Source organism: Lentibacillus salicampi, assembly GCF_004565465.1.
GTDB lineage: Bacteria > Bacillota > Bacilli > Bacillales > Amphibacillaceae > Lentibacillus > Lentibacillus salicampi.
The window spans coordinates 1-14,606 of record NZ_SRHY01000060.1 but is presented as its reverse complement, the minus strand read 5'-3'; the positions used below and the strand labels follow the sequence as shown (position 1 = coordinate 14,606).

At 43.0% G+C, this 14,606-nt stretch carries 19 protein-coding genes and 1 pseudogene; 15 read left to right on the top strand and 5 right to left on the bottom strand.

Annotation, left to right across the window (positions count from 1 at the left end):
• The first annotated feature begins 358 nt into the window (after positions 1–358).
• The 5 genes from E4U82_RS18455 to E4U82_RS18435 all read left to right on the top strand — a co-directional run bounded on the left by E4U82_RS18455 (position 359) and on the right by E4U82_RS18435 (position 3,320).
• Positions 359–838, top strand: coding sequence for a GNAT family N-acetyltransferase (locus E4U82_RS18455; RefSeq protein ID WP_135111718.1), 480 nt, complete (start codon positions 359–361; stop codon positions 836–838).
• Positions 839–984: 146 nt separating this feature from the next.
• Positions 985–1,221, top strand: coding sequence for a hypothetical protein (locus tag E4U82_RS18450; protein WP_135111717.1), 237 nt, complete (start codon positions 985–987; stop codon positions 1,219–1,221).
• A gap of 53 nt (positions 1,222–1,274) precedes the next feature.
• Positions 1,275–1,634: a VOC family protein gene (locus tag E4U82_RS18445; RefSeq protein ID WP_135111716.1), complete on the top strand. Its 360-nt coding sequence runs from the start codon at positions 1,275–1,277 to the stop codon at positions 1,632–1,634.
• A 33-nt stretch (positions 1,635–1,667) separates the two neighbouring features.
• The gene (locus E4U82_RS18440; RefSeq protein ID WP_135111715.1) at positions 1,668–2,099 is read left to right on the top strand and encodes a DinB family protein; all 432 of its coding nucleotides are present in this window, start codon (positions 1,668–1,670) and stop codon (positions 2,097–2,099) included.
• 60 nt (positions 2,100–2,159) lie between these two features.
• Positions 2,160–3,320, top strand: coding sequence for a DUF6688 domain-containing protein (locus E4U82_RS18435; protein ID WP_245183651.1), 1,161 nt, complete (start codon positions 2,160–2,162; stop codon positions 3,318–3,320).
• Positions 3,321–3,418: 98 nt separating this feature from the next.
• Here E4U82_RS18435 and E4U82_RS18430 read toward each other — a convergent pair whose 3' ends face one another.
• Positions 3,419–3,598, bottom strand: a complete 180-nt coding sequence (locus tag E4U82_RS18430) for a hypothetical protein (RefSeq protein ID WP_135111714.1) — start codon at positions 3,596–3,598, stop codon at positions 3,419–3,421.
• 283 nt (positions 3,599–3,881) lie between these two features.
• A pseudogene (locus E4U82_RS20555) lies at positions 3,882–3,998 on the bottom strand (phospholipase); the annotation flags it as partial.
• 163 nt (positions 3,999–4,161) lie between these two features.
• Between E4U82_RS20555 and E4U82_RS18420 the strand changes: the two are divergent.
• From E4U82_RS18420 to E4U82_RS18380, 10 genes are all read left to right on the top strand, one after another.
• Entirely contained in the window at positions 4,162–5,421 is a 1,260-nt protein-coding gene (locus tag E4U82_RS18420; RefSeq protein WP_135111712.1) for a YeeE/YedE family protein, read from the top strand.
• A 99-nt stretch (positions 5,422–5,520) separates the two neighbouring features.
• Positions 5,521–6,300, top strand: a complete 780-nt coding sequence (locus E4U82_RS18415; RefSeq protein ID WP_135111711.1) for a GNAT family N-acetyltransferase — start codon at positions 5,521–5,523, stop codon at positions 6,298–6,300.
• A 156-nt stretch (positions 6,301–6,456) separates the two neighbouring features.
• Positions 6,457–6,654, top strand: a complete 198-nt coding sequence (locus tag E4U82_RS20200) for a hypothetical protein (protein WP_209300607.1) — start codon at positions 6,457–6,459, stop codon at positions 6,652–6,654.
• A complete protein-coding gene (locus E4U82_RS20195; protein WP_209300606.1) occupies positions 6,620–6,898 on the top strand; it encodes a hypothetical protein in 279 nt (92 codons plus the stop codon). Before E4U82_RS20200 ends, E4U82_RS20195 begins: the two co-directional genes overlap by 35 nt.
• Positions 6,877–7,254 (top strand): hypothetical protein, encoded by a 378-nt coding sequence (locus E4U82_RS18405; RefSeq protein ID WP_135111710.1) that lies wholly within the window; start codon positions 6,877–6,879, stop codon positions 7,252–7,254. Before E4U82_RS20195 ends, E4U82_RS18405 begins: the two co-directional genes overlap by 22 nt.
• 66 nt (positions 7,255–7,320) lie before the next feature.
• On the top strand, positions 7,321–7,506 hold the full coding sequence (locus E4U82_RS18400) for a hypothetical protein (protein WP_135111709.1): 186 nt from the start codon (positions 7,321–7,323) through the stop codon (positions 7,504–7,506).
• Positions 7,507–7,818: 312 nt separating this feature from the next.
• Positions 7,819–8,754, top strand: a complete 936-nt coding sequence (cyoE, locus tag E4U82_RS18395) for a heme o synthase (RefSeq protein WP_135111708.1) — start codon at positions 7,819–7,821, stop codon at positions 8,752–8,754.
• A 66-nt stretch (positions 8,755–8,820) separates the two neighbouring features.
• On the top strand, positions 8,821–9,099 hold the full coding sequence (locus tag E4U82_RS18390; RefSeq protein ID WP_135111707.1) for a GNAT family N-acetyltransferase: 279 nt from the start codon (positions 8,821–8,823) through the stop codon (positions 9,097–9,099).
• 102 nt (positions 9,100–9,201) lie between these two features.
• The gene (locus E4U82_RS18385) at positions 9,202–9,852 is read left to right on the top strand and encodes a transporter (RefSeq protein ID WP_135111706.1); all 651 of its coding nucleotides are present in this window, start codon (positions 9,202–9,204) and stop codon (positions 9,850–9,852) included.
• 361 nt (positions 9,853–10,213) lie between these two features.
• The gene (locus tag E4U82_RS18380; protein ID WP_135111705.1) at positions 10,214–11,476 is read left to right on the top strand and encodes an IS110 family RNA-guided transposase; all 1,263 of its coding nucleotides are present in this window, start codon (positions 10,214–10,216) and stop codon (positions 11,474–11,476) included.
• Positions 11,477–11,955: 479 nt separating this feature from the next.
• On the opposite strand, the gene E4U82_RS18375 is transcribed toward E4U82_RS18380, so the two are convergent.
• From E4U82_RS18375 to E4U82_RS18365, 3 genes are read right to left on the bottom strand one after another with little or no spacing between them, the layout of a single operon-like run.
• Entirely contained in the window at positions 11,956–12,306 is a 351-nt protein-coding gene (locus tag E4U82_RS18375; protein ID WP_135111704.1) for a hypothetical protein, read from the bottom strand.
• Positions 12,303–13,103 carry an ExeA family protein gene (locus tag E4U82_RS18370; RefSeq protein ID WP_135111703.1) on the bottom strand — a complete coding sequence of 267 codons (801 nt, stop codon included), beginning with the start codon at positions 13,101–13,103 and terminating at the stop codon, positions 12,303–12,305. Before E4U82_RS18370 ends, E4U82_RS18375 begins: the two co-directional genes overlap by 4 nt.
• Positions 13,096–14,382 carry a DDE-type integrase/transposase/recombinase gene (locus tag E4U82_RS18365; protein ID WP_135111702.1) on the bottom strand — a complete coding sequence of 429 codons (1,287 nt, stop codon included), beginning with the start codon at positions 14,380–14,382 and terminating at the stop codon, positions 13,096–13,098. The genes E4U82_RS18370 and E4U82_RS18365 overlap by 8 nt, the downstream gene beginning before the upstream one ends.
• Positions 14,383–14,606 lie beyond the last annotated feature (224 nt).

The following is a 14,606-nucleotide window of genomic DNA, read 5'->3' as shown; positions in this document are numbered from 1 at the left end:
TAAACACTTCCATATTTTTCCTTTACGGATGTATAGCCTTCAGCTTTATCAGATGGCTTCATCAAATATGGTAGAAAAGGTGAGAAAAACAGCGATATTTTAAGGAAGTCGAAATAAATAGAGGGAGGAGCAAGTATACGGGAGCCTATTTTGATAGCACACACCAAGAGGTGAAAGTGTCCAAAAAGAATGGCAAGTTATTAGACAGGAAGCCAGGAATGAAAATGTAAACAAGTAAATGCTTGAGGGATGGGTAGTTTGCGCTGGAGAAAGAACCATCAATTTTTAACATGGAATAAAAAAGATTTTAATCGGTGAATTTTACTTACCAGAAATCTATTGGACCGTGGGTGAATCTATGTTTAAAACAAAGCGTTGCATCATTAATACGTTTCAAAAATCGGATTATGCTGATGTGAAGGAATTATATTTAAATCAGGAAGTAAGAAAATTCCTTGGCGGGATACGTGATAAGGAATCGATTGTCATAATGTTGGATGAAATGCTTGATACAGGTGATGATTCCTCGTACTGGGTCGTCAGAGAAAAGCAGACAGATCATTTTGTCGGTTTGGTTTCTATGGATCCGCACCATGAAGGCGATAACATCGAAATTTCTTATCAATTTTTGCCGAACTGGTGGGGACGAGGGTATGCCACTGAAGTCATTCATACCATCATTCATTATGCTTTCAATGAATTGAATCTGTCAAAAATAGTTGCTGAAACACAGACAGCAAATGAAGCTTCTTGCAGACTCCTGGAAAGGGTTGGCATGGAATTTGAACGAACGGTAAACAGGTTTGGAGCCGAGCAAGCGATTTATTCCATTCAATAGTGGTTCAATAAAAAAGCTATTGGATCCAATGCTTTTTAATTCTATTGTTATCTCAAACGGTGGAATCGGGTTGGTGGGGGATTGAAAGAGTTTGTTTTGGTTATACAAGAAGTAAAACATTCATGCAAAAAGGAGGCAACATGCTAATGGAAAAGAACATGTTAAAAGCACAAATGATCGAAACGGTGGAAAACCAGATTGAGATGAATGATCCGAAGTCCACAAAAGAAACATTTAACAGGTTAAAGAAAGCAGGGTATTCAGAGGACACTGCAAAAGAAATGATTGCGTCAGTGCTGCTTGAAGAGATGGCTTATCTTCTGCAAAATCAGGTTTCCTTTGATGAAAAAAGATATGCTGAGAAGTTGGCTGATTTGGATTAATAGGTTCGGATCCGTGAAATGCGCGGGAAAATTCATGGAGGAGGAAGCAGATTATGAAAACAAGGCTTTTGCATGTACGGGCAAATGTAAAGGATTTAGAAGGGGCAGTGAAGTGGTATGAAGATGTTTTGGGATATACAGTAGTAGCATCATGGCCCCCGGAAAATCCTAATTATGTGCATTTTGAACATGAAGGGGGAGCCATGTTTGAATTAATGGAACATGACAATTATCCGTCTCCCGGGCGCTTTAACTTCTATGTCGATGATGTGGATGCACTGTGGGAAAAACTTAAAGACAAAGTAGACGTCGCAGAAAAATTATTATCCACACCATATGGCAGCAGAAAGTTTACGATATTGGATATTGATGGTAATGAATTGGGGTTTGTACAGGATAATCAGGGTGAATGAGCAGAATGTACGTAAAGCAAGGGGAATGAGCGTATGGACTCAAGTGGTTTTATGTATGCTGCAAAAATGACGAACGCTTTGGCAATGGAAATTCCGGAAGACAAGTGGGATAATCGGCTTGTACCGGAATTAGGCGTATTGAGAAAACTTTTTATACATATCGTCCGTGTAAGAGATGCGTATCGGGATGGGTTGAAAACCGGGGTGGTGCAGTTCCCGGGTGAGTTACCGGCAGAAGGCAGAAAGTTAGTTTCCGAATTAGAACGAAGTATGAAAGAGTTAGCGGATCAATTCAATCATTCTAAACCGAAGCAAATTAAAATGGGCAATGAGTATTTAATTTCAATGGAATTACAAGGCGCGGCAATACAGCATGAAGGCATCCATCAGGGTCAATATTATGTCGCACTTAAACAGGCAGGTTTTGTTGTACCTGGACAGTGGCGCAATGATTGGGGTTTGTAATCCCTTGTTTGCAGGATTTAACGATTGAAGGCGGTATACTTGATTAAAGGGGGAAGGCTGTTGGACTGGCTGCTTATCCTGATAATGGCACTTTTATTTTTATCTATACCCGTCTATGCTTTCATCCGAATAATCCGGAGTTTTATCGGCAAGAAGAAAGTCCGGAATGCAAAGGTCGGCTCGGTTAAACGCAAAACAATGGATGTCTATTATTCCATCTTTATCTACTGCTTGTGTTTGCTGGGGCTTGAATTGAATAAAAGTGGCTTGGAGGCCGGCGAACCGTTGCGTATCTTTGAGCTCACCGGGGAAAAGGTCAATGGCTATGCCTCACTTGCCAATGCACATATACTGACGGTCGTTGCACTCGTAACGCTAGGCGTCATTAGCTTTTGGATTGTCAGCCTGAACGAGAGGGGGCTATCCCCGCTTATATATGTCGGGGTAAGTACCGTTATCATCTTAAATATCCTGTTTGCGGCAGCTTATCTCACACATACAGGCTTGTCTCACGATGGTCAGGCTATTTCCGTTTTCCTGCTTCAGGTCAGTTTTCTATCGTTAGCGCTGTTATATATCGCCAGGCTGAAGGATTCATTGGACGAATTTCTGCAATACCAGCGGGAAACTGAACCCGTGTACAGAAATAAGCTGTTCATGTTTTTCCTTCTTGTGACACAGCATTATCAAAAAATGCCGCGAATATGGGTAATCTGTCTGTTCCCGGTCCTGATAATCATTCAGCTGATCCTGGTGCTTTTCGGTCAGCGGCCTGACAGTTTTATTCGCGTGTTTCTGGAGACAAGCTCTTTTAACTACTCGGTCATTCCTGCCCCAAAGCCGGAGATTCTGCCGGGGGACGGTCATTATTTATGTACCGTTTCGGCCCGCGGGCATAGAAAGCTGGTCAAGCCGGTCAGGTCCGGTATCAGGAGGAATGCAAGAATTATAGTGAACCGGCAGCTGCTGGTTGCCAATGCGTTTGAAAACATTCTGGAGCAATATATGCCAAAATCGCATCGCGTTATCCGCGCCTTCTACGATCAATACGGGTATCCTATCAGCCGACACATCAACTCAAGGTGGGCAGCTGATGTTGTTTATTTTTTGATTAAGCCCCTGGAATGGATTTTCCTGGTAGTATTATATACCGTTGATAAAAAACCGGAAAATCGGATTCATATACAGTACAGTGAGTTAAGGACGGGGAAACATACTTAAGTGCCGCATGTTGGCAATCAAAAGGAAACTTAAAAAATGCCTGACTTCTAAAGTTTTCAAAGAGATTACAGGTTTTTATCGTATTGATTCAAAGTATTTTAATATGTCAACCGATCCGTCAATTGAATAATTTTATTAAATATTTCCTCTCTGGTTTCCTTTGACAAATCCGGATCTTGAAACCGGGAAATTAAATCCTGGACTTTCTCAATCAATTCATCATCTGAGCAGCTGTATGGTTCGGTGTTCTTTGTGAAACTAACGACATTATCTTGCATTTGTGAAACCTCCATGGATGAGTGGTGCTTCTGATGCTCACATCCCGATTCCCACTTTTAAAATCCACAAAACATGTACCACTAAATAAGCTTGATGGAGGAGATGGTATCCCCTGACGATTGATCAACACCTGAAACGTGCTGCAATCCGCATGGCATGATGGATTGTTCCCGCATGCCTTCCTTCCTTGGTATAAGGGTTGATCAATGGACGCAGGCGGTTAAGAAATTGCTGATCACAAAAGCATGGCGATCCCCCTCTTTGCAGACATTCATCATGCGCTTTGCAGGCAGCATCAACAGCATTGACTGGCGCACCTGGTCCGCTGCAGTTGGGCCCGCAATACCGGTAGCCGGGAAAAATGCAAGGACCACGGCGCGATCGGTTAGATTGTCGCATTTTCATTCCCTCTTTCATTTTCTGTTCCAGTTTCGATAGCTTATGTCTACAGCTGCTTAACGGATTGTTTGAACACCCAACAAAATTTTTTGACACAAAACCAGTCATCCGTTATTATAATGGAATAAATCTGACTAAGATGATAGGGAAAGAGTGCTTTGGTATGAGTTCAGCGACAAATGTCCAACCGATAGATGAAGTGAAAGATCCAATACAGCGCAAAAGTACTGACTTGAATAAACCGCAAATGCCACTGATCATCGGCGGGTTAACCATCGGAGCGATCTTGATGATCTACCTGATGGCAACGCAAAATAGCGTCCAGCCGTTATTGCTCGTCATTGGCCTTTTACTTGGGTATACGTTATTTCATGCCCGCTTCGGTTTCACATCCGCATTCCGTAGACTGGCATCGGTCGGAAACGGGCAGGCGTTAAGGTCACATTTGTTGATGCTGGCGGTTGCCGTCACGTTTTTTGCGCCGATTCTGGCCTTCGGATATTCATTTTTTGGTGGTGGTGTTTCCGGGTATGTATCACCGGTGGGCATCAGCCTGTTAGTTGGTGCTTTTTTGTTTGGCGTTGGAATGCAGCTCGGCGGGGGATGTGCATCTGGAACACTCTATGCAGTCGGCGGCGGACGCACTGTCATGTTTATTACGCTATTATTTTTTATTGTCGGATCAACGGTGGGGGCCCAACATTTGCCATTCTGGACAGAAGACTTGCCGGCATTTGAACCTGTCTCACTCGCAACAACGACAGGGTTCGGCTATGGCGGAGCCTGGGCGTTATCGATCGCCCTGTTTGGTCTGATTGCCTGGATTACACTGGCAGTAGAGAAAAGGAAACAGCCGCCGAAAATGGCGCCAAAACCATCAGCATCAGGTTGGAAACGAATTTTTCGTGGTTCATGGCCCTTATTCGCGGCAGCTGTTGTATTAGCGATTCTAAACGCTTTAACGCTGATGATCCGTGGTACACCGTGGGGCATTACATCAGCTTTTGCTTTATGGGGATCCAAGGTCGCACAGTTTTTCGGGGTTGACGTGGCCAGCTGGGGGTACTGGCAAGGAGCAAATGCAGCCGCATTGGAAACATCGATTTTTGCTGATTCCACAACTGTCTTGAACCTGGGTGTCATTCTCGGGGCATTTTTGGCATCCGCAGTCGGAGGTCTTTTTAAGTTTACAACGATAACTGGAAGAAATGCGACGGCGTCCGTTATCGGCGGACTGCTGATGGGCTACGGTGCACGGCTGGCATTTGGCTGCAATATCGGTGCATACTTCGGCGGCATTGCATCATTCAGCCTGCATGGATATATCTGGGGTATCATGGCCTTGGCTGGAACATTCATAGCGCTATATCTCAGGCCTAAGTTTGGATTATCCGTTCCAACATCAAAAGACTCGTTTTGTTAAAAATATGATGCGAAAACAGGGCATTTCATCAGGAAATGTCCTGTTTTCTGTTATAATAAAAATGGTTTAAAGACGACAAACAACACGAGGAGAATACGTATGAAGAAACCGACATTCCAGGATATCGAGACTATTGGGTATGTTATAGAAGAGAACGATCAATACAGACATTACCATTATCCGGAAATGCTGATCAGATATGACAGCAATTTCATCGAATTCAAGCAAATGCCATCGCTGGGGGATTTCAAGCAGGCGGAGGAGCTTTTAAAAGAACTGCATTTGCAGTATAACCAGACACACTTGAAATTTGAATTTCCGGAAAATGAAAAACCCGGCCCAGTGCTGCAAGAGTATTTTGAAGATCATAGCTATGATATCGGCTTCACTGAGCTATATGCTATTCAGCCTAAGGAGTTCCCGGTACAGCAGCAAAACCCGGATATCCGGGTTTCAGAAGTGACTGACAGTCATTTGAATGATTTTATTAATCTGCAGTATGAAACAGATAAAGAAAATGGAGAAACGTTTGCTAATGAAAAGGTGAAGCTAAACAAGAAGCAGTTCGTCGATGATCAATATATGAAGGTGATCGCGTATTATAAAGGGGAGCCAGCTGGCACAATGAACGTGATTTTATCGGGTGAAATTGTGGAAATTGATGATCTGGCTGTTCGGAAGTCACATCAGCGAAAAGGAATCGGCGGCCATTTGCAGCAATTTGTCATGGACAAGTATCCAGGTCAGACGATTATCCTGGTTGCTGACGGGGAGGATACGCCACGGGAGATGTACCAGCGGCAGAATTATCAGTACTTCGGATTCAAATATGAAGTGCAGCGGATTGATGACTGTTTAGCGTGTGAAGGGGCGCCGTAACTGTTATAATAGATACAAAGGACTGGATAAGGGGATGTTCCGATTGACCGCAGAAAAAATCTCAAAGGAACTATTTCTGGAGATTCTGGAAGTATTGGATGAGCGACTTGGGGAAAATAAGTTGAACATGTCGTTAACATATATGGCGGAACGGTTATGATGATCTCCTTTGACGTGAGACCGGCGATAAAAGATGTTGATGAGATATTCGAAACATCACCGCAAATTGAAGTAATTTTGACTGAAATCGCTGAAACGTATGGGTTGGGTAATGACTGGATTAACCAGGATATTAGAGAGCCATTAAGGTATGTAAGAAATGAAGAGCTGGAAGAACTATACACATCATCTTAAGGTATTTGCACCGAGTGCAGAGCAGATGCTGGCGATGAAGATATTGTCATCAAGAGCGGAACCTTTCAGAGACTTTGCTGATTCGGAATTTTTGATTGATTTTCTTGGGCTTGAAACGCTTGAGCAGGTACTTGACGTTTTTGACAAATATATCGGCAGGAAGTTCTTGCGTGACAGACAGAAAATGTTCCTGAACTATGTTGGAAAGGATCTGGGTAAGCCATGGAAAGAGTTTACAATATAATTCATGCGGACGATTTTAACTTTGCGCTGACGAATCTGCTCATTGATTTGTATTCTGCTGATTATGAGAAGTATTTTGACGATCTGGATTTTGATGAGCGGGAGATAGACAATCTGAGCAATTCAGATCGGGAAAAAGTGACAAAGGTTGCTGCAGTCGTCGAATATGTTGGTAACAGAAGGAAAAAAGCAAAATTACAGGACTGGATATATTCGGAAAAACTAAAGCTGGACACCCCTTATACACCCGCAGTGCCAAATGAAAGTATAGCACGTATTAAGCGGATCATCACGGCGCCAAAAGAATTTGCCAGCCGGAATGTATTCTATGATGAAAAAACGCTGGATCCGGTGTAGCGGGGCTGAGGTACCGATAGAATGATCCTGAATTGCGTCGGCCGAAGGAATAAGGGTGGTATGTTTATGACATTGAAAAATGACCTGCAAAAACTCGATCTTCATGATAGACAAGCAGTTGAGCGTATTGATATGGACGACCTTATTGACAGGATACTTGATCATATTGGTTCGACCGATCCGGAGCTCCGGGATGCATTGATCTTATTTAACGACAGAGCAAATGGAATACATTATCGGGGTTTGTCCTGATCAGCATCCAATCCGACAAAGTGTGGATTATTTCTATTGGTTGATGATGTTATCTTTCCCGCCTCACATTTGCCTTTCAATGAGCTTGTTCTTTTTCACCCTGAAATTAACAGTTCGTTCTGCTTAAAAAAATGTCGACAAACGATTACAATATATGAAGGAATGTTTTTGTTATCTCGCATGTAATGGACAGTCACCTGTCAAGGAACGGCGGTTAACTGTCCATAAATGCCCGATTCTGTTAACAATCAGTGGGGAAAAACGCCCCCCTGATTGAAGCTTCACTTTATGTTTACTGAGAGGATGAATGGGATGAGCAGGCAAATTGTCACCTCATCAGATATAAATCATTATGCATCAGAAAAGGAAAATCAAACATCAATGGCAGCAGACTTGAAATTACTTTTTAAATTCCCTGTGCTGATTGCCAATGCGGTTCCGGTCTTTGCCGGATTTTGGCTTGCCATATATTTTACAGAGGCATCTTTTGCAGCCAATTTTGATCTATTTTTGCTGACGATTATCGGAAGTACGCTCGTGATGGGCGGTGCACTTGTCCTCAACAACTGGTATGATGTCGATATTGATACGGTGATGGACCGGACGAAATCACGGCCGACCGTTACAGGTGATATGCAGCTCCGAACAGTTTTTTGGATTGGAATGGCGACAAGCATCCTTGGTTTGGGGATGTTAGCATTCACGACACTTGAGGCCGTTATTTATGCGCTGATCGGTTGGTTCACGTACGTTGTGCTGTACACGATGTGGTCAAAGCGGCGCTATACGTTAAATACAGTAATCGGTAGCGTCTCCGGTGCGGTGACACCACTGATTGGCTGGGCCGCGCTGGAACCGGCATCACATATTGTGCCGATTGTTCTGGCACTGGTTATTTTCATTTGGCAGATGCCGCATACATTTGCGATTGCCATAAGGAAATACGATGATTACAAAACGGCGGATGTTGCCATGCTGCCGATCGTCCATGGCATTGAAATGACAAAGCGGCAGATGGTCATTTACATTGCGTGTCTTCTGCCGCTGCCGCTTTTCCTGTTTTCACTCGGCACGGCATTTGTGGTCATTGCGACTCTGCTCAATATTGGATATCTTGCTTTGGCGCTCAGCGGTTTGTTTTCCAGTGATACCCGGAAATGGGCGGATAAAATGTTCATGGTGTCCGTGAATTATTTAATGGTTATATTTATAGTTGCGATTATTGTTACGACGCCACTGTTCGGATAGGACGGAACGATTATTTTTGTTATGAAAAGGGAAAAATGTCATTAGAACATTTAAGGAGGGAATCGTTTGGCAGATATCAAAAAAGGCGATCACAAGTTTTATATCGGTGACGATGAACAGAATCCGAAAGCAGAAATCACGTACAAGGAATCCGGTACCAATGAATTGAATGTGGATCATACGTATGTGTCAGATGAATTGCGTGGTGAAGGCATCGGTGGCAAGCTGGTTGAAAAGATGGTTTCCTACGCACGTAATGAAGGGAAAACAATCGACCCGACATGCCCGTATGCTAAACAAAAAATGGAAGAAACACCAGCGTATCAGGATGTGCTTGCTGAATAAGCGGTCACCAAACTGAAGGACTTTAGGAATTTTACCGGGGTTAACATTTCCCCGGTTTTTTGATTATAATAGAGTGTAAGCTGGCTGGAAGAGGGACAAACCATGCAAAAAGTGGCGAAAATCATTTATGAAAGTATTATGATATTACTCGTGATGCTTACCATTATAACAATCTGGACGGATGACACCTATAACTCGACGATCAGCTGGATTGTCTGGGCAGTGTTTTTTGCCGATTTTATCGTACGTTTTATCGTGTCACGATCCAAATGGGGGTTTATCAAACAAAACCCTTTTCTTCTGATTGCTATCATCCCGCTCGATCAATTTTTCCAGATGGCCAGAATCGTACGGATCATCTATTTGTTCCGGATTAAAACCATTACGAAATATTACGTTGTGCCATTAGTTGAAAAGCTGACATTCCAGTCGAAGTCACTAATCCTTGCCGTTATCCTGCTGCTCTTGCTGGCAGAGGGCGTTCTTATCCGCACGGTTGAAAGCTCTGTTGACACTTATGCCAATGCGTTATTCGTTGTATTGGGCTATCTGCTCTTCTTTGGCCACCGGATTTTTGAGATTGACCAGTCTATTTCAGTCTGGACCCTCACGGTCGTTTCTGTCATTGGCATAGCCATCCAGGGCCTGGCGCTGCAGTGGGTGTTTAATCGAATTGATATCATTTATAAACGGCTTAAAAGTCGGCGCGGGCATGGTTCAGATGAAAGGCAGGAGGCTAATTCAGGGGAGTGATCGCGATTGCGTCAAGGTGGAAGTATTCTAATGCTGCGCTATTTCAAGTGATGATTGAAGCTTTCAGAAAGCAGATGGTGTAAATCAGTACTTTATTCCAGCCACCATTTTTCTGACTAATCCAGCCAAAAATCTGAAATAATATGCCAGTCTATTCACATTATCTCAGATTTATAAATAATTGATCACATTGTTTCGAAAAAATTATACAAAAAGACTCCCTCAGAAAGCATTCCTGTATATAAAGAAATTTGATGTTACATGGGCGTAGAATCGATTGTACAAAAATAGAGCCCTCTTGGTACGATAGAGAGTGTCATTGCAATGACCTCGAATTTAAGTACCAAGGAGGACTCCTACAATGGATTTTACACAAAATAATCGCTTAGAGCAAATCACAGACGAGACACTTATTATCGGAATCGACGTGGCAAAGCATAAACATGTCGCGCGTGCCATTGATGATCGTGGACGCGATCTGGCTAAACGGTTGGTGTTTGAAAATGGCCTAGCAGGTTTTAAAGAATTGCTGGATTGGACGCAAAACCTTTCGGAGGAAACGAATCGTCCCGACCTTATTTTTGGGATGGAGCCAACCGGGCATTACTGGCTGAATCTGGCTTACTATTTAACGGCCCAGCAATTACATGCTGTCGTTGTTAATCCATCAAAAGTCAAACAAACAAAAGAGTTGGATGATGACTCACCAACGAAAAATGACACAAAAGATGCGAAAGTTATTGCACAGGTCGTGCGGGCAGGACGCTATCATGATCCAATTTTACTTGAAGGCATGAAGCTTCATGACATGATGCAGCAAGATTTATCATCTATAAAGGCACAGGTACAGAATGCGCTGGATCGTTATTTTCCGGAGTTTACAACCGTTTTTAAAGATTGGACCAAGAAAACACCGATTCACTTTTTGAAAAAAGGCTATCTGCCAGAAGATATCGTATCCTGTTCGGAAGAGGCATTAATGGTGGAAGTGAAACAGGCGGCGAAACGCGGGGTTGGAATCAAACGCGTTCAGGAACTTAAGCATGCGGCCGAAACGAGTGTAGGTCTCACCGTTGGCTTGGCCATGGCGCGCCAGGAAATCAGCTATTTAATCGATCAGTATTTGGCTATCGAGAAACGTATCGAGGCCCATGAAGCACGATTGGAAGAACTTGTTCTCCAGGTTTCCGGAGCCAGTCAAATGGTTGCGATAAAAGGGGTTGGCGTCCTGACCGTTGCCGGATTTTTCGCTGAAGTAGGGGATTTATCCAATTATAAAGATCCACGCCAAATCATTAAATTAGCGGGACTTAATCTTCAGATGAACCAATCGGGAATTTTCAAGGGTCAAACAACGATTACGAAACGTGGCCGCCGCCGCTTAAGATCCATACTATACCTGGCTGCGCGCCCTTTATCAGCTAATAACGACGGATTCAAACAGCTGCATCATTATTATAAAAATCGAGCAAACAACCCGCTGACAGGCAAGGAATCTTTTGTAGCACTTGGTCGGAAACTCATCAAAATCTTTTATGTCATTGGTACTCGCAATTGTGCATTCGATGGCGAGCGCATGATGAGGGATATCCCCCAATTGAAATCTCTGCAGGAAGCAGCTTGATTAGACAGGTTGCAGAAATGAACAGATTGCCGGTATAAAACGTGTTAATGCCGATTAATGATTGATGTGATGATGTCTATTGGGATGGCTTGTAAACAGGCTATGCCCCCCCAGCAAAACCAAATAATGAATGATATACAGGAATGTGGAAGTTATACGAAAAGAAAATACGCTGTCTATTTATCGGGATTCTATTACAATTGAAGCACGGATTAGCCGGTCGATATTCACTCCGTTAGGGCATAGACCCACTTAGAAAGCATTTCCGGCATCCACACATGGTAAGGTTGAACTAAGGAATTTACGCGCACGACGCCGAGAGAAATGGGAGGGTCCACCACCATGTACAATGTGGAGATCCAAAGGTGCGATCATACGTTGCACTTTTCTTAGTTTTCTAAAATATGGATACTAAGCTTATTAAGACTAACTGAATACTTCCATATTTTTCCTTGATAGGTGTATACCTTTCAACTTTATCAGATGGCTTCATCAAATGTAGTAGAAAAAAGCGAGAAAAACAGCGATATTTTAAGAAAATCGAAATAAATAGAGGGAAGGAGCCTCATTGCTGGGTACTCATATAAAATTTTATCGGAAATTCGAATTTTATATGTTTCGTTAATCTGCAATACGAAAGCCATACTCTCTTCTAACGTTACAACATCTTCTCCCAGATAACCATCCCGTTCAAGATAGACTTCATGGTAGTGGTCTACGATCCACATTTCTATATGCATCCCATCAAATGTTTCATGCGCCACTGACTCAAACCAAATGACCCACTCGTCTTGATCGCTGCTGTATTCTAATGTACCGCATACTCTCATAGGCCACCTTCCTCAGCTGCCAGACGGACAATTTCCTCATCAATTTGTTCTTTTTTCTGTTGTGCCCCATACAATAGGCAGTTCATCGTTAATGTATTGATGACACGCGGCCAGCCTTGTGATCGCAAAGCGATTGCTTCCATGGCAGTAGGACTGAAAATCGGCATTCTGGCTCCTGCCAGCTTTAAATGATGCTCTATATACGCATACACATCCTCTTTACCTAATGGCTGGATTTGATACCTCATGATGATTCGTTGAGCCAATGGCCGGTGATGATTCAAATTCAACCGTGTTTTCAAATGTGGCAGACCAGCCAATATGAGAATAAAGGGATTCGATGAATCCATTTGAAAGTTAAAAAGTATCGCTAAATCCTGTAAAAATGCATCTTTTGCCATATGCATCTCATCCAGAATAAAAACAGGGGTAACCTTACGTTCCTGGGCCATTTGTTCAATGCCTGACTGAATCTGGCGAAACAGATCCACTTTACGAAACTTTGGTTCTTCCCCCAAACCATAAGCCAGTCCCCGGTAAAAATCCATGACACCCCCTGTAGACAAAGGGAAATAGATCACATGATATAACGCCGGATTAAGCGACTCCTTAAATGACCGCAGCGTAAATGTTTTCCCGGCCCCAGGGTCACCTATAATTAAACCGATCCCTTTGGACTTTTGTAAATACGCAAGCCCGTTTAATGCTTCTTGATAAACGGTGGACTCAAAAGCATCGCCATGCTCCATGTCCTTGGAAAATGGTGCTTTTGCCAAGGAGTAAAACGATTTATACATAATCCGTTTCCTCCTTATCGTCTTCACCTGTCGTATCCGTAATGGCGAAAGGGGATGGTAACTGTCCTCGTTTTACGTGGGCGTTATCTTTCATAGAAACCGGCATAGCCTCAGCCACTTGCTTGCCATCCTCAAACACATGAACAGCCTGATCATCCATCCGAATTTCAATCTTTTGCCCAATATATGCAGGGGGGACTTCATATAATTGCTTTTCCAAAGTAATGGTTCCGTCTGATTTTACTTTTCTCTCTGCTCGCTTTAAAAAAATCGTTTCCAAAGTGGCAGGATCCTCTAAAAATGTGATATGATCTAACTGTGAATGAAATACTTGATGTGGTGTTTTCCCATCAAGTGAGGCGTGTGGCTTTCGGTGGTAATCCTCCTCAAGCCACCGCCCAAACCTTTTATTTAATTCTTCCAGAGAATGAACCGGATCACTTTTTAATAACGGGTAAAACCGTGTTTGAATCGTTTTGAACAGACGTTCTATTTTGCCTTTGCTTTTAGGATCGTACGGTTGTGTATGAACCAAGGTGATCCCCAACTCCGCACAAGCATACTGCAGCGTTTCTGATCTATAAATCTTGCCGTTGTCTGCGTAAACCATCGTCGGCTTCCCACGTCGCACAAGTGCTTCTTTTGTCACCTCCTGGAGACCATCAAATTTCTCGGAAGAGAAAAATTCCGCATAAGGAACAATCCTTGAACAATCGTCAATATAGGCGATAAGGAACGTTTTTTTCATCTTCCCCTCAATTGGTATATACGGACCGTGTGACAGATCGGCTTGCCATAATACATTGACTTTCTCATAGGCAAAACGCTTCCGTTCTTTTTCCGGATGAAAGCTCACATGATTCCTTCCAGCCAAATTGTACTTTTTCAGTAATCGGTTAATGGTCGCATAGGAAACCTCATGTTGATGAATCTCTCCGCGGTTAATCAGTTGTTCGTAAAACACACTGACTGGCATGTGAAGCAATTCTTCTTTTCTTGTTTTGAGAATTTGATCTTTATCATCTGGCGAGAGCCTGCGGGAATTCCCGCGATCCGCCCGTCTTTTGGGCTTTAATGCCTCAAACCCGTTTCTCCGATAATGTAGAAGCCATTCCTGCATCTTCTTAGCTGCAATTTTTCGTTCCCCGTAGTAAGGAACCTGATAGACTTTCCCCTCCAATTCCTGAAAATATTCCTTTGGCTCCCGCTGCCCGTTAAAAAGCGGGGCAATCAAGCCATAGCGAAATAAAGCAATTTCTTCCCGTGTCTTTTCATTCATGACTTTTTCCTCCTTTTGATAGAAGGACAACCGGTTATCCATTGCTTTTATTCTACCTTTTCCGACAAGAGATTCATAGGCAACATTTATGTGAGATGATATGTGTAAAATAATTCTCGGGGCCACCTGAGGCAATTTTCTAGTCAAAAAAGAGAAGGCACTCTATCATAAATGTATGCTTTGACGGGCAAATACATTTCGAAAGAGGCCTTCTCATGGAAACT

What these genes read in the sequence shown, in the direction of transcription:
- E4U82_RS18455 (WP_135111718.1), top strand. Translation starts at nt 359, where the DNA reads ATGTTTAAAACAAAGCGTTGCATCATTAATACGTTTCAAAAATCGGAT.
- E4U82_RS18450 (WP_135111717.1), top strand. Translation starts at nt 985, where the DNA reads ATGGAAAAGAACATGTTAAAAGCACAAATGATCGAAACGGTGGAAAAC.
- E4U82_RS18445 (WP_135111716.1), top strand. Translation starts at nt 1,275, where the DNA reads ATGAAAACAAGGCTTTTGCATGTACGGGCAAATGTAAAGGATTTAGAA.
- E4U82_RS18440 (WP_135111715.1), top strand. Translation starts at nt 1,668, where the DNA reads ATGGACTCAAGTGGTTTTATGTATGCTGCAAAAATGACGAACGCTTTG.
- E4U82_RS18430 (WP_135111714.1), bottom strand. Translation starts at nt 3,598, where the DNA reads ATGCAAGATAATGTCGTTAGTTTCACAAAGAACACCGAACCATACAGC.
- E4U82_RS18420 (WP_135111712.1), top strand. Translation starts at nt 4,162, where the DNA reads ATGAGTTCAGCGACAAATGTCCAACCGATAGATGAAGTGAAAGATCCA.
- E4U82_RS18415 (WP_135111711.1), top strand. Translation starts at nt 5,521, where the DNA reads ATGAAGAAACCGACATTCCAGGATATCGAGACTATTGGGTATGTTATA.
- E4U82_RS20200 (WP_209300607.1), top strand. Translation starts at nt 6,457, where the DNA reads ATGATGATCTCCTTTGACGTGAGACCGGCGATAAAAGATGTTGATGAG.
- E4U82_RS20195 (WP_209300606.1), top strand. Translation starts at nt 6,620, where the DNA reads ATGAAGAGCTGGAAGAACTATACACATCATCTTAAGGTATTTGCACCG.
- E4U82_RS18405 (WP_135111710.1), top strand. Translation starts at nt 6,877, where the DNA reads ATGGAAAGAGTTTACAATATAATTCATGCGGACGATTTTAACTTTGCG.
- E4U82_RS18400 (WP_135111709.1), top strand. Translation starts at nt 7,321, where the DNA reads ATGACATTGAAAAATGACCTGCAAAAACTCGATCTTCATGATAGACAA.
- cyoE (WP_135111708.1), top strand. Translation starts at nt 7,819, where the DNA reads ATGAGCAGGCAAATTGTCACCTCATCAGATATAAATCATTATGCATCA.
- E4U82_RS18385 (WP_135111706.1), top strand. Translation starts at nt 9,202, where the DNA reads ATGCAAAAAGTGGCGAAAATCATTTATGAAAGTATTATGATATTACTC.
- E4U82_RS18380 (WP_135111705.1), top strand. Translation starts at nt 10,214, where the DNA reads ATGGATTTTACACAAAATAATCGCTTAGAGCAAATCACAGACGAGACA.
- E4U82_RS18375 (WP_135111704.1), bottom strand. Translation starts at nt 12,306, where the DNA reads ATGAGAGTATGCGGTACATTAGAATACAGCAGCGATCAAGACGAGTGG.
- E4U82_RS18370 (WP_135111703.1), bottom strand. Translation starts at nt 13,103, where the DNA reads ATGTATAAATCGTTTTACTCCTTGGCAAAAGCACCATTTTCCAAGGAC.
- E4U82_RS18365 (WP_135111702.1), bottom strand. Translation starts at nt 14,382, where the DNA reads ATGAATGAAAAGACACGGGAAGAAATTGCTTTATTTCGCTATGGCTTG.